This is a genomic window from Streptomyces sp. NBC_01431, assembly GCF_036231355.1.
Taxonomy (GTDB): Bacteria; Actinomycetota; Actinomycetes; order Streptomycetales; family Streptomycetaceae; genus Streptomyces.
Genome location: NZ_CP109496.1, coordinates 3,645,684 through 3,662,524, shown reverse-complemented (window position 1 = coordinate 3,662,524; position 16,841 = coordinate 3,645,684). Strand labels below are relative to the sequence as shown.

17 protein-coding genes are annotated in these 16,841 nt (G+C 70.5%); 8 read left to right on the top strand and 9 right to left on the bottom strand.

All coding sequences use genetic code 11. The features are described 5' to 3' along the window. Nucleotides 1–17 precede the first annotated feature (17 nt). Complete coding sequence (locus tag OG522_RS16770) at nucleotides 18–383, bottom strand: YbjQ family protein (RefSeq protein WP_329463781.1); 366 nt, start codon at nucleotides 381–383, stop codon at nucleotides 18–20. A gap of 138 nt (nucleotides 384–521) precedes the next feature. On the opposite strand from OG522_RS16770, the gene OG522_RS16765 reads away from it, so the two are divergent. Continuing rightward, nucleotides 522–1,217, top strand: a complete 696-nt coding sequence (locus OG522_RS16765; RefSeq protein ID WP_329463780.1) for a DedA family protein — start codon at nucleotides 522–524, stop codon at nucleotides 1,215–1,217. Between the two features lie 103 nt (nucleotides 1,218–1,320). On the opposite strand, the gene OG522_RS16760 is transcribed toward OG522_RS16765, so the two are convergent. Together OG522_RS16760 and OG522_RS16755 are read right to left on the bottom strand one after the other, a co-directional pair. Further along, the gene (locus OG522_RS16760) at nucleotides 1,321–2,970 is read right to left on the bottom strand and encodes a threonine/serine ThrE exporter family protein (RefSeq protein WP_385098885.1); all 1,650 of its coding nucleotides are present in this window, start codon (nucleotides 2,968–2,970) and stop codon (nucleotides 1,321–1,323) included. Between the two features lie 129 nt (nucleotides 2,971–3,099). Further along, nucleotides 3,100–3,594 (bottom strand): inorganic diphosphatase, encoded by a 495-nt coding sequence (locus OG522_RS16755; RefSeq protein ID WP_329463779.1) that lies wholly within the window; start codon nucleotides 3,592–3,594, stop codon nucleotides 3,100–3,102. Between the two features lie 134 nt (nucleotides 3,595–3,728). Here OG522_RS16755 and dacB point away from each other — a divergent pair, with 134 nt between their 5' ends. The 6 genes from dacB to folE all read left to right on the top strand — a co-directional run bounded on the left by dacB (nucleotide 3,729) and on the right by folE (nucleotide 11,162). Next, the gene (gene dacB / locus OG522_RS16750) at nucleotides 3,729–5,144 is read left to right on the top strand and encodes a D-alanyl-D-alanine carboxypeptidase/D-alanyl-D-alanine endopeptidase (RefSeq protein ID WP_329463778.1); all 1,416 of its coding nucleotides are present in this window, start codon (nucleotides 3,729–3,731) and stop codon (nucleotides 5,142–5,144) included. Between the two features lie 49 nt (nucleotides 5,145–5,193). After that, on the top strand, nucleotides 5,194–6,333 hold the full coding sequence (locus OG522_RS16745; protein ID WP_329463777.1) for a zinc-dependent metalloprotease: 1,140 nt from the start codon (nucleotides 5,194–5,196) through the stop codon (nucleotides 6,331–6,333). Nucleotides 6,334–6,554: 221 nt separating this feature from the next. Beyond that, nucleotides 6,555–7,595 (top strand): tRNA lysidine(34) synthetase TilS, encoded by a 1,041-nt coding sequence (gene tilS / locus OG522_RS16740; RefSeq protein ID WP_329463776.1) that lies wholly within the window; start codon nucleotides 6,555–6,557, stop codon nucleotides 7,593–7,595. Nucleotides 7,596–7,669: 74 nt separating this feature from the next. Further along, nucleotides 7,670–8,209: a hypoxanthine phosphoribosyltransferase gene (gene hpt / locus OG522_RS16735; protein WP_329467621.1), complete on the top strand. Its 540-nt coding sequence runs from the start codon at nucleotides 7,670–7,672 to the stop codon at nucleotides 8,207–8,209. 205 nt (nucleotides 8,210–8,414) lie between these two features. Beyond that, the gene (ftsH, locus tag OG522_RS16730) at nucleotides 8,415–10,439 is read left to right on the top strand and encodes an ATP-dependent zinc metalloprotease FtsH (RefSeq protein ID WP_329463775.1); all 2,025 of its coding nucleotides are present in this window, start codon (nucleotides 8,415–8,417) and stop codon (nucleotides 10,437–10,439) included. 117 nt (nucleotides 10,440–10,556) lie between these two features. Next, nucleotides 10,557–11,162, top strand: a complete 606-nt coding sequence (gene folE, locus OG522_RS16725) for a GTP cyclohydrolase I FolE (RefSeq protein WP_329463774.1) — start codon at nucleotides 10,557–10,559, stop codon at nucleotides 11,160–11,162. A 332-nt stretch (nucleotides 11,163–11,494) separates the two neighbouring features. On the opposite strand, the gene OG522_RS16720 is transcribed toward folE, so the two are convergent. The 6 genes from OG522_RS16720 to OG522_RS16695 form a co-directional block, all read right to left on the bottom strand. Further along, nucleotides 11,495–11,974: a DUF3180 domain-containing protein gene (locus OG522_RS16720; RefSeq protein WP_329463773.1), complete on the bottom strand. Its 480-nt coding sequence runs from the start codon at nucleotides 11,972–11,974 to the stop codon at nucleotides 11,495–11,497. A 216-nt stretch (nucleotides 11,975–12,190) separates the two neighbouring features. Next, nucleotides 12,191–12,799, bottom strand: a complete 609-nt coding sequence (gene folK, locus OG522_RS16715; protein WP_329463772.1) for a 2-amino-4-hydroxy-6-hydroxymethyldihydropteridine diphosphokinase — start codon at nucleotides 12,797–12,799, stop codon at nucleotides 12,191–12,193. Next, nucleotides 12,796–13,155, bottom strand: coding sequence for a dihydroneopterin aldolase (folB, locus tag OG522_RS16710; RefSeq protein ID WP_329463771.1), 360 nt, complete (start codon nucleotides 13,153–13,155; stop codon nucleotides 12,796–12,798). The genes folK and folB overlap by 4 nt, the downstream gene beginning before the upstream one ends. A gap of 197 nt (nucleotides 13,156–13,352) precedes the next feature. Then, on the bottom strand, nucleotides 13,353–13,814 hold the full coding sequence (locus OG522_RS16705) for a nuclear transport factor 2 family protein (protein ID WP_329463770.1): 462 nt from the start codon (nucleotides 13,812–13,814) through the stop codon (nucleotides 13,353–13,355). Then, nucleotides 13,811–14,671, bottom strand: a complete 861-nt coding sequence (gene folP / locus OG522_RS16700; protein ID WP_329463769.1) for a dihydropteroate synthase — start codon at nucleotides 14,669–14,671, stop codon at nucleotides 13,811–13,813. The genes OG522_RS16705 and folP overlap by 4 nt, the downstream gene beginning before the upstream one ends. Nucleotides 14,672–14,687: 16 nt before the next feature. Then, a complete protein-coding gene (locus OG522_RS16695; RefSeq protein WP_329463768.1) occupies nucleotides 14,688–15,146 on the bottom strand; it encodes a MarR family winged helix-turn-helix transcriptional regulator in 459 nt (152 codons plus the stop codon). Nucleotides 15,147–15,277: 131 nt separating this feature from the next. On the opposite strand from OG522_RS16695, the gene OG522_RS16690 reads away from it, so the two are divergent. Further along, nucleotides 15,278–16,753, top strand: coding sequence for an MFS transporter (locus OG522_RS16690; RefSeq protein WP_329463767.1), 1,476 nt, complete (start codon nucleotides 15,278–15,280; stop codon nucleotides 16,751–16,753). The last annotated feature ends 88 nt before the right edge of the window (nucleotides 16,754–16,841 follow it).

Here is a 16,841-nt window from a genome sequence, read left to right as displayed (position 1 = left end):
TGGGCGGGCGCCCGGACTCAGCTGCGAGAGATGACCACCGCGGTGCCGTACGCGCACACCTCCGTACCCACGTCGGCCGCCTCCGTCACGTCGAACCGCATCATCAGGACCGCGTTGGCGCCGCGCGCCTTCGCCTGGGCCACCAGCCGCTCCATCGCCTGGTTCCGCGTCTCGACCAGCGTCTTGGTCAGGCCTTTCAGCTCGCCGCCGATCATGGACTTCAGCCCGGCACCGATCTGGCTGCCGAGGTGACGGGAGCGCACCGTGAGTCCGAAGACCTCCCCGATGACCTGCTGCACCGTGTAGCCGGGTACGTCGTTCGTGGTCACGACCAGCACGTCCGACTGCGGTCCCTGCCCGCCGCCGTACTCCTCGATACCCATGCGGTCGCCCCTTCCACCAGCCCTTGTCGGCCCTCCCCAGCCTGCCCCTGGAACCATGCTTTCGCGCGTTACGTTGATAACTTTGGCTGCCGACGGCGGACAGCCCGCCCGACACCCACCCCCAGGAGCCCGGTACCCGTGACTGACCTCGCCCTCGGACCGAGCTGGCTGGACCCGGACTATCTGCTCCAGACCTTCGGTCTGGCCGGACTGCTGCTCATCGTGTTCGCCGAGTCCGGACTGCTCATCGGGTTCTTCCTGCCGGGCGACTCGCTGCTGTTCACCACCGGCCTCCTCGTCACCACCGGCAAGCTGGACACCCCGCTGTGGCTGGTCTGTGTGCTCGTGGTGCTCGCCGCGGTCCTGGGCGACCAGGTGGGCTATCTGTTCGGCAAGAAGGTGGGCCCGTCGCTGTTCAGACGGCCCGACTCCAAGCTCTTCAAGCAGGAGAACGTCGAGAAGGCCCACGAATTCTTCGAGAAGTACGGGCCGAAGTCGCTGGTCCTGGCCCGCTTCGTGCCGATCGTGCGCACCTTCACACCGATCGTCGCGGGCGTCAGCGGCATGAACTACCGCTCGTTCGTCACCTTCAACGTCATCGGCGGCACGCTGTGGGGCGCGGGCGTCACCCTGCTCGGCGCGGCCCTGGGCAACGTCGGCTTCGTCCACAAGCACATCGAGCTGATCCTCGTCGCGATCGTGCTGGTCTCGGTCGTGCCGATCGCCATCGAGTTCCTGCGGGCGCGCGCCAAGGCGAAGAAGAACCCGCCGCTCGCGGCCGACGGCCCCACGGCCCGGTCCCCGCAGCGCGGCGGCCGCCACGCCAAGCGCTGACCGGCGCTTCACCCCGGTACGTCACCGGCCGCACGACGCCACCGGCGGTACACGGCGACCGGTCCTACGCTGTCACCGGCCGTACGCCGTCAGGCCCGTACGGTCAGAAGCCGCGGGTCCGCTTGGCCGCGGCGCGGCTCGCGCCCGGGGCCCTGAGGAAGAGCCGGGCGATCTCGTTGCCGAGGTTCACGCCGATCGCGATCGCCAGGGCCAGCGCCGCCGCCTTGGCGAGCGAGGCGATGCCCTGGTCCAAGTGGTTCTGGGCGATCGACAGGACGCCGAAGTACATGGCGCTACCGGGCAGTAGCGGGCCGATGGCGGCCGTGACGTACAGCAGGGCCGAGGTGTTGCGGTACCGCGAGAGCAGCTGGCCGAACAGGCCGACCAGGCCCGCCGCGACCGCCGTCGCCATGATCGGCGAGCCCTTCGCGGTGACCGCGATCGCCGCGTACACCACCCAGGCGACCCCGCCGTTCGCGGACACGATCAGCACGGTGGAACGATCCTGCTGGAGCAGCACCGCGAAGGTCAGGCAGAGCAGCACCGACGCGAGGATCTGGATCACCGGGCGGTCGATGGGCTTGAAGGTGCCCTCCGGGTTGAGCTCGGCGTGGATCTGGAGCCCGCCGTACAGCACGGTGAGGACGCCGACGACGATCGCGACGAAGAAGTACCCGACTTCGAGCAGCCGTGCCGACGCGGTGACGTAGAAGCCCGTCAGACCGTCCTGGACGGCCGCCACCAGGGCCCGCCCGGGGATCAGCGCGAACAGGCCACCGGTGATCACGGCGGACGGGCTGAGGTCCCAGGAGAGCAGGCTGAGCGCCACGCCCATCGCGGCGGGCGGCATCGCGGCCACCACGAACTGGTAGAACTCCGGCAGTCCGCGGGCCGCGCACAGCCAGGCCAGCCGGTCACCGAGCACCGCGCCGACCGCCGCCACCAGGAACACCGTGACACCGCCGCCGAGCAGCACGGAAGCCGCGCCGGCCAGCAGTCCGCAGGCGGTGGTGAGCACCCAGCCGGGATAGGGGTGGCGGTTGCGGCGGATCTCCGCGAGGCGGCGGTAGGCCTCTTCGAGCGACACCTCGTGGTCGGCGCTGGTCATGTCGGTGACGAGCCGGTGGACGGCCGCGAGCCGGGTGTAGTCGGTGCCCCGGCGGCGCACCGTGCGGTTGGCCGTCACCGGGTCGTCCACCAGGGACGGCTGGTGGGTGATGGCGAGCATGGTGAAGGTGACCGTCGGCTCGCAGGAGTCGAGCCCGTAGCTGCGGCAGATCGCGAACATCGCGGCCTCGACGTCCTCGGCGCCCTCGCCGCCCGCGAGCAGCAGCTCGCCGATACGCAGCGTCAGGTCGAGCACACGGGGCACGGCGGGGCCGGTGTCGTCGTGCTTCTGCACCGGCTCGGGCACCGGCCGCTCGCCGACCGGCATCCGCAGCATGGTGCGCATCCGGTCCTGCCAGGGCGCGTCCTTGGACAGCCGCACCAGCGGCAGGCCCGCCGTGGTGATCAGGGCGGAGGGCACGTCGCGCGCGGTGTAGGTGCTCGGCGTCGCGAACGCGGAGGCGGCCTGGTCGGCGACCGGCTCGGCGGCCGGGGTGGCGACTCCGGCGGGCAGCGCGAACTCGGAGGTCGGTGAGTCCTCCTCGGGCGGCTGCGGCTGCTCCACGCCCTCGGGGGGTGCGAACGCGCTGCGCGCCTCGTCGGACTGCGGCTTGCGGTCCTCGGTCCACTCCTGCTGCTCAGCCACCACGTGTCCCACGCCTCCCTCCGGCCGCTTCGATGCGTGTGCCCAGTATGTGGGCGTTCATCGGCTGGTACGACAACGGGCGGCGCACCTCGAAGGTGCACCGCCCGTCGTCGTACGGAAGATCGCGCGTCAGTGCGCGCCGCCCTGCGCCTCAAGGCGCTTGTAGGAGGCCTCGACCTCGGCCTCGGCCTCGACGCGGCCGACCCAGTTGGCGCCCTCGACGGACTTGCCGGGCTCCAGGTCCTTGTAGACCTCGAAGAAGTGCTGGATCTCCAGGCGGTCGAACTCGGAGACGTGGTGGATGTCGCGCAGGTGCTCGACGCGCGGGTCCGAGGCGGGGACGCACAGCAGCTTGTCGTCGCCGCCGGCCTCGTCGGTCATGCGGAACATGCCGATGGCACGGCACTTGATGACGCAGCCGGGGAAGGTCGGCTCGTCCAGCAGGACCAGGGCGTCCAGCGGGTCGCCGTCCTCGCCCAGGGTGTTCTCGACGAAGCCGTAGTCGGCCGGGTAGCTGGTCGAGGTGAAGAGTCGACGGTCCAGGCGGATCCGGCCGGTCTCGTGGTCGACCTCGTACTTGTTCCGCGATCCCTTCGGGATCTCGATGGTGACGTCGAACTCCACGGGTGGCTCTCCTCCATGATCAGCACATGCATCGGACGGGTGCTGCGCCGGGCGCCGTGTTCGCGGCTGGACGCAGTTCTGGTGATTAAGTGTCCCTCACGCAGGTGTGTGATCGCGAAAGGGGCTGGTCCTCGGTGCCGGGACCCAAGACATGGCAGCTCACGGCGGGTGCGGCGGCGGTCGGCCTGGCGGTCGCCGCCGGGACGGTGTCCGTGGCCGGACCGTGGGACTCAGGCCAGCGTACGGCCGAGCGCGACCGGGCCGCAGCGCGGGGCGCCGGGGGTGGCGCACATCACCAGCGCCCGATGGATCCGGACGCTCAGGCTCCGACTCCGGCTCCGGCGCCGAGCGCGCCCACCGTGCTCGCCGCACTCGGCACCCCGGCCGGCGCCCCCGTCCCGGCCGGGCTGCCCGCCGCGCTCGCCCCGCTGCTTACCGACCCGGCACTCGGCGCGCAGCCGGCCGCCTCGGTGGTCGACACCGCGACCGGCAACGCGCTGTACGGGGCCCGCGCGGACGCGGCCATGACCCCGGCCTCCACCGTCAAGATCGCGACGGCGGCGGCGGTCCTCACCGCGCTCGCCCCCGACCACCGCTTCGCCACCACCGTGGTGGCTCCGGCCGACGGCTCCGCCGTCACCCTCGTCGGCGGCGGCGACCCCACCCTGGACCGGGCGCGCCTGGCGGCCCTCGCCGACGACACCGCCCGCGCCCTGCGGGCCCACTCGGTGGACCACGTACAACTGGCCTACGACACCTCGCTGTTCACCGGACCGGCGGTGCATCCGATCGGGCCGAACGAGAACCTCGCTCCGGTCGTCGCCCTGATGACCGACGAAGGGCGCCTGGACACCGGGACCGACAGTGGGCCCGCCGCGCGCACCGCCGACCCGGCGGGCGACACCGCCCGCGCCTTCGCCGAGCTGCTGCAAGCGCGCGGAGTGCGGGCGAGCGCTCCCGTGGCCGCGGCCGCGCCGTCCGGCGCCAAGCCGGTCGCGAGCACCCTGTCCGCGCCGCTGCCCGCGATCGTCGAGCGGATGCTGACCAACAGCGACAACGACATCGCGGAGGCCCTGAACCGCCAGACCGCGATCGCCACCGGGAGACCCGCGAGCTTCGACGGCGGCGCCGAGGCCGTGCCCGCCCAGCTCGCCAAGCTCCAACTCCCGCTGGGCGGAGCCGAGTTCGCCGACGGTAGCGGGCTCAACCGCACCGACAAGGTCACCGCGGGGCTGCTCACCCAGCTGCTCGCCCGCGCCGCCGACCCGGCCCGCCCCATGCTGCGGCCGATCCTCACGGGCCTGCCCGTCGCCGGGTTCACCGGCACCCTCAGCGCGCGCTACGGCACCGACTCCGCGGCGACCGGCCTGGTCCGCGCGAAGACCGGGACCCTGGGCGGCGCCGGGGTCAACACGCTGGCCGGGACGGTCGTGGACGCGAGCGGGCACCTCCTCGCGTTCGCCTTCCTGACGGCGGGCACCCCGGGAGCCGACCCGCTCCCCACCCAGAAGGCCCTCGACAAACTGGCCACCCGACTCATCGCGCACTGAGCGCCGCCAACCGGGTCCCCTCACCGGGTCGACAACGTACGGTTGACGCATGACTGGCATCGGCGGTGCAGGTACCTCTGGGATGGTCGACTGGAACCTCGCGGTCGTGACCGCGACCCGACTGGTGCGGCCGGGCCCCGACGTGAGCCGCGACGAGGCACGCGCCGTCGTCGCCGAGCTGCGCCGGCACGCCAAGGCCGCCGAGGAACACGTGCGGGCGTTCACCCGGATGATCCCGGAGGGTGTCGAACCCGAGGACACGCCGGTCCTGGTCGTCGACAGGGCCGGATGGGTGCGGGCCAACGTCGCGGGCTTCCGCGAGGTGCTGCGCCCGCTGCTCGACAAGATGCAGGACCGCCGCGGGAACATGCCCGGCGGGGCCGTGCTCGGCGCGGTCGGCGGCAAGGTCACCGGTGTCGAACTCGGCATGCTGCTCAGCTTCCTGTCCTCCCGGGTCCTCGGTCAGTACGAGACCTTCGCGCCCGCGAGCCGGGAGCTCCCGGCGGCGCCGGGCGGCGGGGGCCGGCTGCTGCTCGTCGCGCCCAACATCGTGCACGTCGAGCGCGAACTCGACGTGGACCCGCACGACTTCAGGCTCTGGGTCTGTCTCCACGAGGAGACCCACCGCACCCAGTTCACGGCCGTGCCCTGGCTGCGCGACCACCTGGAGGGCGAGATCCAGTCATTCCTGGACCAGACCGAGGTCGACCCGATGACGATCCTGGAGCGGCTGCGCGAGGCCGCCCAGTCGCTGAGCGGCGGACGGCCCGAGGGTGAGGAGGGCGAGGACGGCCGCTCCCTGGTCGAGCTGGTGCAGACCCCGGCCCAGCGCGAGATCCTGGGCCGGCTCACCGCCGTGATGTCGCTGCTCGAAGGACACGCGGACTACGTGATGGACGGGGTCGGACCGCAGGTCGTGCCGTCGGTGGCGGAGATCCGCGAGAAGTTCAAGGAGCGCCGGGCCAAGGGTGCCTCCCGGCTCGACCTGGCCCTGCGCAAGCTGCTCGGCCTGGACGCCAAGCTGCGCCAGTACCGTGACGGCGAGCGTTTCGTGCGGGCCGTGGTGGAGGAGGTGGGCATGGACGGTTTCAACCGGGTGTGGACGTCCCCGAACACGCTTCCGACCAAGGCCGAGATCGCCAAGCCGGCGGACTGGGTCGCGCGGGTCCACCGCAAGGCGGACTCCTGACGCGAAAGCCGCCGGTGGAAGGTGTCAACGCGGGAATCACCCATCCGAGGGACCGTCGGGCATGGGTAGGCGTGCAATGCTCGGGTAACGGCTCTGTTCTGTCACCATCTACGCACTCTGTGTGACTGAACGGCTCTCCTGCTCCCTCTGATCCCTCTGATCTCCCCCCCGCTTCCTCTCCGCGCCAGAGGCACCCCCAACTTCACCGAAGGGCACCGGACATGGGTCCCCATCCTGCGGTCGCAGCGATACGCCTGGCGGTTCGCCGCGTACTCCACGACGTACTGAACGAACACTCCCGCGACACCGAGGCCGCCGGGGCCGCCGGGGCCGGCACCCGTACCGCCCCCGAGCCGCTCGTGCTCGTGGCCTGCTCGGGCGGTGCCGACTCCATGGCGCTCGCCTCCGCCCTCGCCTTCGAATCCCGCAAGCTCTCGCTGCGCGCCGGCGGCATCACCATCGATCACGGCCTCCAGCACGGCTCCGACCTGCGGGCCGCCGAAGTCGTCTCCCGCATGTCAGGCCTTGGGCTCGACCCGGCCGAGGCCATCGCCGTTCGCGTAGGCCGCGAGGGCGGACCCGAGGCCGCCGCCCGGGACGCCCGCTACGCCGCTCTGGACGCCGCGGCCGAGCGCCACGGCGCCGCCGCCATCCTGCTCGGCCACACCCGCGACGACCAGGCCGAGACGGTCCTGCTCGGCCTCGCCCGCGGCTCCGGCACCCGCTCGCTCTCCGGTATGGCCGCCGTCTCCGGAACCCGGGGCCGCTACCGGCGCCCGTTCCTGGAGATCGACCGGCAGACCGCCCGCAAGGCCTGCATGGTCCAGTCGCTGCCCGTCTGGGACGATCCGCACAACGCCGACCCCGCCTACACCCGCTCCCGGCTGCGCCAGGAGGGCCTGCCCGCTCTGGAGAAGGCGCTCGGCAAGGGCGTCGTCGAGGCGCTGGCCCGCACCGCCCAGCTCTCCCGCGACGACGCCGACGCCCTGGACGCCTGGGCCGTCCAGGCGGACCCGGCCGTACGGGACGACGCCGGGCTCCTCGACTGCGCCAGGCTGTTCGCGCTACCGCCCGCCGTGCGCCGCCGCATCGTGCGCCGGGCGGCCATCGACGCGGGCTCCCCCGCCGGTTCGCTCTTCGCCCGCCATGTCGAGGAGGTCGACAAACTGATCACCAGCTGGCGCGGCCAGCGGGCCATCAATCTCCCCGGCCGCGTCGTCGCGCGTCGGCAGGGTGGCAGACTGGTCATTCGGCAGAGCTGAGCTCACGCACGTAACTCGGCTCCCGCACGGACAACGAAACCCCCAAGAAAGCGGCCCGGGTGAACGAGAAGGACATGGGCACCGACCTTCAGTCGGTGCTCATCACCAAGGAAGAGATCGACGCGAAACTGGCCGAGCTGGCCGGGAAGATCGACGCGGAGTACGCGGGCAAGGACCTGCTCATCGTCGGTGTCCTCAAGGGCGCCGTGATGGTCATGGCGGATCTGGCCCGCGCGCTGGCCACCCCGGTCACGATGGACTGGATGGCCGTCTCCTCATACGGTGCCGGCACCCAGTCCTCCGGCGTCGTCCGGATCCTCAAGGACCTCGACACCGACATCAAGGGCAAGCACGTCCTGATCGTCGAGGACATCATCGACTCCGGTCTGACGCTGTCCTGGCTGCTTTCCAACCTCGGTTCGCGCGAGCCCGCCTCGCTTGAGGTCTGCACGCTGCTCCGTAAGCCGGATGCCGCAAAGGTCGCGATCGACGTGAAGTGGATCGGGTTCGACATCCCCAATGAATTCGTCGTGGGTTACGGCCTCGACTATGCCGAGAAGTACCGCAATCTCCCGATTGTCGGGACCCTCGCGCCGCACGTGTACGGCGGCTGACACAGCTCCGGCCCGTCCGGGGAACCACAGCGGCCCTCCCGCCGTTGGAGCAGGGGAAGGGGCCTTTGTCAGCCGTACCGTGCGGCCACGGGTGACAATGCTGGGGTACCGTCCGAAGAACAGTCTTTACACACAGTCTTAGTCATACTCACAGCAGCATTTACCTACGGGCAGGAGGGACGGGGCGTTCTCGCGCTCCGTATGGATGGACGTGAAGCGATACTTCCGTGGGCCGGTCATGTGGATCGTGCTGGCCGTCCTCGCCGTGGTCGTGCTGATGCAGGTCGTCGGCTCGGGTGGCGGCTACAAGGCGGTCGACACATCCGATGTCGTTCAGGCGATCAGCAACAAGCAGGTCGAACAGGCCAAGATCACCACAGGTGACAGTCAGGTCATCAAGATCGACCTGAAGGACGGCCAGAAGGTCAAGGGCAGCAGCAAGGTCCAGGCGAACTACATCGGGGACATCCAGGCGAGTTCGCTGGCCGATCAGCTGCAGAGCAGCGTCAAGGCCGGTGACATCCCCAAGGGGTACACCGTCTCGCCCGACAAGCAGAACCCGTTCCTCGGGATCCTGCTCTCGCTGCTCCCCTTCGTCCTCATCGTCGTGGTCTTCCTGTTCCTGATGAACCAGATGCAGGGCGGCGGCTCCCGAGTCATGAACTTCGGGAAGTCCAAGGCCAAGCTCATCACCAAGGACACCCCGAAGACGACCTTCGCCGATGTGGCGGGGTCCGACGAGGCCGTCGAGGAACTCCACGAGATCAAGGAGTTCCTCCAGGAGCCGGCGAAGTTCCAGGCCGTCGGCGCCAAGATCCCCAAGGGTGTGCTGCTGTACGGCCCGCCCGGTACGGGCAAGACGCTGCTCGCCCGCGCCGTCGCGGGTGAGGCCGGCGTTCCCTTCTACTCGATCTCCGGCTCCGACTTCGTCGAGATGTTCGTCGGCGTCGGCGCCTCCCGGGTGCGCGACCTCTTCGAGCAGGCCAAGGCGAACGCCCCGGCGATCGTCTTCGTCGACGAGATCGACGCCGTGGGACGTCACCGCGGCGCGGGCCTCGGCGGCGGGCACGACGAGCGCGAGCAGACGCTCAACCAGCTGCTGGTCGAGATGGACGGCTTCGACGTGAAGGGCGGCGTCATCCTGATCGCCGCGACGAACCGGCCCGACATCCTGGACCCGGCGCTGCTGCGTCCCGGCCGCTTCGACCGCCAGATCGCGGTCGACCGCCCGGACATGCAGGGCCGTCTGGAGATCCTCAAGGTCCACCAGAAGGGCAAGCCGGTCGCTCCGGACGTGGACCTGTCCGCCGTGGCGCGGCGCACCCCGGGCTTCACCGGTGCCGACCTGGCGAACGTGCTGAACGAAGCGGCGCTCCTGACGGCGCGCGGCGACCGGAAGCTGATCGACAACAACGCCCTTGACGAGGCGATCGACCGCGTCGTGGCGGGCCCGCAGAAGCGGACCCGGATCATGTCGGAGAAGGAAAAGAAGATCACCGCGTACCACGAGGGCGGACACGCCCTGGTCGCCGCGGCTTCGCCCAACTCGGACCCGGTCCACAAGATCACGATCCTGTCGCGCGGCCGGGCCCTGGGTTACACCATGGTCCTGCCGGACGAGGACAAGTACTCGACCACGCGCAACGAAATGCTCGACCAGCTGGCGTACATGCTGGGCGGGCGCGCGGCCGAGGAGCTCGTCTTCCACGACCCGACCACGGGTGCGGCCAACGACATCGAGAAGGCCACGGCCACCGCCCGCGCGATGGTCACGCAGTACGGCATGACCGAGCGGCTCGGCGCGATCAAGTTCGGTGGCGACAACACCGAGCCGTTCCTGGGCCGTGAGATGGCGCACCAGCGCGACTACTCGGAAGAGGTCGCGGCGCTCGTCGACGAAGAGGTCAAGAAGCTCATCGAGACGGCGCACAACGAGGCCTGGGAGATCCTGGTCGAGAACCGCGACATCCTCGACAAGCTGGTCCTGGAGCTCCTGGAGAAGGAGACCCTCAGCAAGGAGCAGATCGCCGAGGTCTTCTCCGGGATCGTCAAGCGCCCGGCCCGTCCGGCGTGGACCGGTTCCTCGCGGCGTACGCCGTCGACCCGCCCGCCGGTGCTCTCGCCGAAGGAGCTGGCGCTGACCAATGGCGCCGCGAGCGCCAACGGCTCCGTGCCGCTGGACAAGGCCACGGAGGCCGCCCCGGCCCCCGAAGACCGGCCCGAGAGCTGAGCCCGCGGGTCCACACGGGCCCCGGAATGCATGCCGCGCCCCCCAGGTTTTAGCCTGTGGGGGCGCGGCTGTTTTTCGGCCACGCGCCATGGAAGACAGTTGAGGAACGAGGCACAGATGACCGACCCGGTGACGCTGGACGGCGAGGCCAAGATCGGCGAGTTCGACGAGAAGCGAGCCGAGAACGCCGTGCGTGAGCTCCTCATCGCGGTCGGCGAGGACCCGGACCGCGAAGGGCTCCGGGAGACACCGGCGCGGGTGGCTCGGGCCTACCGGGAGATATTCGCGGGTCTGCGGCAGAAGCCCGAGGACGTGCTGACGACGACGTTCGACCTGGGCCACGACGAGATGGTCCTGGTGAAGGACATCGAGGTCATGAGTTCCTGCGAGCACCACCTCGTGCCGTTCGTCGGGGTGGCCCACGTCGGCTACATCCCGTCCACGGACGGCAAGATCACGGGTCTGTCCAAGCTGGCCCGACTGGTGGACGTCTTCGCCCGCAGGCCGCAGGTGCAGGAGCGCCTGACCACGCAGATCGCGGACGCGCTGATGGAGATCCTGGAGCCGCGCGGCGTGATCGTGGTCATCGAGTGCGAGCACATGTGCATGACCATGCGCGGGGTCCGCAAGCCCGGGGCCAAGACCATCACCTCGGCGGTGCGCGGCCAGCTGCGCGATCCGGCGACCCGCAACGAGGCGATGAGCCTGATCATGGCTCGCTGAGGGCTCCGCGGACAGCGGGTGCCGTGCCCTGAGGGCCGCGCGACCAGCCACGGCAGGCCCGCGGTCGATGAGCACCGGCCCGCAGTCGATGGACACCGGCCCGCGGTTGATGGACACCGGCCCTGCGGTTGATGGACACCGGCCCGTAGTCGATGGACACCGGCTCCGCAGTTGATGAACAGCGGCGTACCGGATCTTCCCAAGGCCCCGTGTTTGTGCGTCCAACTCCCTTATCGGGAGAGCCCGTTGGGGCTCCCGGGATGGGAACGGCCCCGGCCTCCTGTCGAGCAGGAAGCCGGGGCCGTTGTGGTCCGTGCGGCGGGGCGGGGGTCTCAGACGGCGGGCGCTTTGTTGTCGTCCTCGTCGTCCGGGAGCTTGCAGATGCGCTCCAGGAACAGGGCCGCCGCGATGACGCCGATGCCGGCCACCACCGAGAAGCCGGCGTAGATCGCCTGGTCGCGGCGGGCCGGGATGTCGAGGTAGCTCAGCAGATAGACGCCGGTGCCGCCGTACATCCCGCACACCAGAGCCGCCACCAGGGCGCTGGCCTGGCCGAAGACCACCGCGCGGGCAGCCATCAGGGGCTCGACGCCCTTGGCCCCCGGGCGGCGCTCGCGCTGGGCGCGCAGCCGGGAGCGGATGGACAGGGCCGTCGCGAGCAGCGCGGCGGCGATCACCCCGAGCACGATCGGCGCCGCGATCGGCACGCCGGGCAGGGTGCCGACCGAGTCCCACAGCCGGGCGCCGGCCCAGGAGAGCACTCCGGCAATGACGAAGAGTCCGGCCAGTACGCCCAGCCGCAGTTGCTTCACGGAGTAGTGCCCTTCGCGTCTCTAGCGGTCGTGTCGAAGTAGCGGTCGTGTCGAAGCTCGGTGCGCTACAGCGCCCGCGAGGGGCGCGGGGGAGTGCGCGACCGGCTTCCCCCGAGCCCTCAACTTCGTTCGAAACAGGGGGATCCTCATCGGCCCGCAGTCAATGCACTCTACTTCCCGTGGAGCGCTCGGTGGTCGACCTCGGAAGCGTAACGACTACTCGGGCAGGCGGAGTTCCAGATCGGCGCGGGGCAGTACGCCGTCGCGGCCGACGCCGGTCAGCAGGTCGGCCACCGGGCCGTGGCCGGGCAGCTGCGCCTCGGGCTCCACGTCGTGCCAGGGGGCCAGTACGAACGCCCGCTGGTGGGCGCGCGGGTGGGGGAGCGTCAGCACCGGGTCGTCGGAGACGACGTCCGCGTACGCGACGATGTCGACGTCGATGGTGCGCGGGCCCCAGCGCTCGTCGCGCACCCGGTCGAAGGCCTCCTCGATGGCGTGGCCGCGCTCCAGGAGCGAGGCCGGTGGCAACGTCGTCTTCACCACGACCACCGCGTTGAAGTAGGAGGGCTGGGAGCCCGCCTCGACGCCCCACGGTTCCGTCTCGTACACCGGCGAGACGGCTTTGACGCGCAGACCGGGGGTGTCCTCCAGCGCGTCGATGGCGCCCTGGAGGGTCTCCATGCGGTTGCCCAGGTTGGATCCGAGGGCGATGACGGCGCGGCGCGGATTGGAGAGCGTGACATCGGCGGCGTCGACCTGCTCGACCACGGAGGCGGGCACCGGCTGTACGGTCGGGTCGCTCTGGCCCTGCGAGAACACGGTCATACTCGGCTCCGGGTGATGGTGATGGTCACGTCGTCGAACGGGACGGTGATCGGCGCGTCCGGTTTGTGGACGACCACCTCCACCTCCTGCACGCCGTCGTGCTTGAGGCACTGCTGGGCGATGCGCTCGGCGAGCGTCTCGATCAGGTCGACGGGCTCGCCCTGGACGACGTCGACCACTTCCTCGGCCACCACGCCGTAGTGCACGGTCTTCGCCAAGTCGTCGTCGGCCGCCGCGAGGCGGGTGTCGAGGCCGAGCACCAGATCCACGATGAAGGTCTGGCCCTCCTCGCGTTCCCGGGGGAAGACGCCATGGTGCCCACGGGCCTTGAGGCCGCGCAGCGCGACACGATCCACGCGAATCACTCCTGCTGTCGTTGGTCAGACGGACATGCGGCCGCGTGCGGGCGGCACGGTGCCCACAATCGAATCTACCTGCGGGCACTGACAGTGCTCGCCCACGGGGGCTATGGACAGATCTTCAAAGGGCTGGTAGCCGCCCCTACCCGATGACCGGGGATTCAATCCTCCAAAGCTCCCAATCGTGCCCGGATTCAGTCCTCTTCCGGCTCTTCGTCGCCCGATTCGGCGAGGACCGGCGAGCCGTGGTGGGACCACAGCCGCCAGCCGTCGGATGTGCGGCGGAACACATTGGTGGCGACCACGAGCTGCCCGACCAGCGGCCCCAGCTCGCCGCTCTCCTCGGCGGGGCCGCCGCTGAGGATGTTCTCGGTGCAGGTCACCAGCGCGGTGTCGCCCAGGATGACGACCTTCACATCGGTCAGGAAGAACTGGATGTACTCGGTGTTCGCCATGATCAGCGCGTACGAGCGGAGCACCTCGCCGCGCCCGGAGAGCACCGGCCAGCCCGGGTGGACGCAGGAGATCCCGGTGTCGCCGGCCTCGGTCGCGCTCAGCCACAGCTCGGACAGCTCGTCGAAGTCGCCCCGCTCCAGCGTCTCGTAGAACGCGGTGTTGGCGCGCTCGACCGCCTCGCTGTCGGTACGCGCGCTCACCGCGCGCCCTCGACGGCGCGTGCCACGCGCACGGCGTCGGCGGTGGCCCGTACCTCGTGGACGCGGACCGCCCAGGCGCCCTCGTGCGCGGCGATGGCGGAGACGGCGGCGGTGGCCGCGTCGCGCTCGCGGGCGGGCGGCGGGGCGCCCTCGTCACCGGCCAGTACGCGGCCGAGGAACCGCTTGCGGGAGGCGGCGACCAGGAGGGGGCGGCCGAGCGCGTGCAGCTCGGCGAGGTGGGCCACGAGCGCGAGGTCGTGTTCGGCCTGCTTGGCGAAGCCGAGGCCGGGGTCGATCACGAGGCGTTCGGGGGCGATGCCGCCCTCGATGACGGCCTCGGTACGGACGCGGAGTTCGGCGACGACCTCGGCCACCACGTCGTCGTAGACCGCGCGGCTGTTCATGTCCTGGCTGAAGCCGCGCCAGTGCATCACCACGAAGGGGGCGCCGGTGGCGGCGACGGCGGGGATCATCGCGGGGTCCGCGAGCCCGCCGCTGACGTCGTTGACCAGAGCCGCGCCGGCGGCTATCGCCTGTTCGGCGACGCGGGCGCGCATGGTGTCGACGGAGACGGTGACGCCCTCGGCGGCCAGGCCCCGCACGACCGGGATGACGCGGCGCAGCTCCTCGTCCTCGTCCACGCGGGAGGCGCCGGGGCGGGTGGACTCGCCGCCGACGTCGACGAGGTCGGCACCCTCGGCGACGAGGTCGAGGCCGTGTTTGACGGCGGTGGAGGTGTCGAACCACCGGCCGCCGTCGGAGAAGGAGTCGGGCGTCACATTGACCACGCCCATGACCGCGCAGCGGTCCCATTCGGGCAGGCCTTCGACGGACCCCCGCCCGTTCAACGTACTCATACGTCCAGCGTAGGCGTCAGCCGGAGGTTGCCGGACCATGCTCGGGGGTGGCGAAAAGGCGCTGGAGGAGGTCGTGCAGGGCGACGCGGTCGGCGTCGGGGAGCGCGTCCAGGGCGGTGTGGGTGGCGAGCATGCCGATCCGCACGGTCTCCACGGTGCGTATGCCGTCCTCGGTCAGGACGACGTTCTTGACGCGGCGGTCGGTCGGGCTCGGTTCGCGGCGCACCAGAGTGCGGGCCTCCAGGCGGTCGATGATCCCGGTGACGTTGGAGGCGTCGCAGTGCAGCGTGGTGGCGAGCGAGCGCATGGAGGCGGGTCCGCGGCGCAGCACGGTCAGGGTCTTGGCCTGGCTGGAGGTGAGGCCCTCCTCGGCGGCGGCCGAGGAGAAGTCGCCGTAGAAGCCGGCCAGGGAGTCCCAGATGGCGTCCATGAGCACGGCGTTGCTGACAGCGGTCGGGCGGCTGGTTCCAGGCATGCCGTCCACTGTACCCGCGATTCGAGTGAAACTTGACTACCTCAACCTTTGATGTTTACCTTCATTAAGTTGCTTGAGGTAATCAAGCTTCCATCCGCTCAAGTACCTCCTCCTGCCGTACGGAAGAAAAAGTGACCACTAACCAACGCCCCCGCGGCGGTACCGGCCTCGTCCTGGTGCTCGGCCTGGCCGCCATGGTCGTCTCGATGATGCAGACCCTGGTCGTACCGATCCTCGGGATCATCCAGACCGACCTCGGCACCACCACCTCGGGCGTCAGCTGGGTCACCACCGCGACCCTGCTCTCGGCGGCCGTCTTCACCCCGCTGCTCGGCCGCTTCGGCGACATGCACGGCAAGAAGCCGACGCTGATCGGTGTGCTCGTGGTCATGGTCGCGGGCTCCGTGCTCGCCGCCACCACCAGCTCGCTCACCCTGCTGATCGTCGGCCGGGTGCTCCAGGGCGCGGCCACCGCGATCTTCCCGCTCGCTCTTTCCGTACTGCGCGAGGAGATCGCGCCGCAGAAGCTGCACGGCGCGATGGCGCTGGTCAGCGGCACCCTTGCGTTCGGCAGTGGCCTCGCGCTCGTCGGCGCCGGTCTGCTCACGCAAGGCTCGCACCCCGACTACCACCGGGTGTTCTGGCTCGCAGTGATCCTCGCGGTCCTCGCCCTGATCGCGGTCATCGCGGTCGTACCGGCCTCCCGTACGAAGACGGGCGGGCGCACCGACTGGCTCGGCGCGGCCACCCTGGCCGGCTTCCTCGTTCTGCTCCTGCTGCCCATCTCGCAGGGTCACGAGTGGGGCTGGGGCTCCGCCCGTACGGTCGGGTTCTTCGTCGCCGCCGTGGTCATGGCCGGGGTCTGGGTCCTGGTCGAGCGCAACGTGAAGGCGCCCATGGTGGACATGCGGATGTTCGCGCACCGGCCGGTGCTCTTCACCAACCTGGCCGGGCTGCTGCTCGGTTTCGCGATGTTCTCGCAGTTCATCGGCGTCTCGTACCTGGTGCAGATGCCGGACAAGCTGACCGGCTACGGCTTCTCGGCGTCCGTGCTTCGGGCCTCCGTCGAGTACCTGCTGCCGACCACGCTCGTCTCGCTGGTCGCCGCACCGCTGGGCGGGCAGCTGGTGGGCCGGATCGGAGCGCGCTTCACGCTCGCGGCCGGTGCCGCCTTCGGTGTCCTGGGCTTCGCCTGGCTGACCGGGGCACACGACTCGACGTCGTCCGTGATCCTCGCGGGGATGCTGATCGGTGCCGCGATCAGCTTCGGGTACGCGGCGATGCCGGCGCTCATCGTGGCGAGCGTCCCGCACCACCAGACGGGCATCGCGAACGGCATCAACTCGATCTCGCGCTCGGTGGGTTCGGCGATCGCCAGCGCGGTGATCACCTCCCTCCTCGCCTCAAAGGTGATCTCGGGCCTGCCCAAGGGCGTGCCGCCGCTGCCGGCCGAGAGCCAGTTCACGCTGAGCTTCGCGCTGGCGGGGATCGCGTTCGTGCTTGTTGTGGGCGTGGCGCTGGTGGGCCTTTCGTCCGACAAGGCGCGGGGGCGGCGGGTCGCGGAGTCTTCGGCGACGGCGGTTGAAGTGGAGCTGGAAAAGGCCTGACACCTGGGGCCCCGCCCCCGGGCGGCCCCGCCAGGGGCGCGGGGAACCGCGCGACCAGTCGGCGCGATCCGCACCCGAACCACTCACC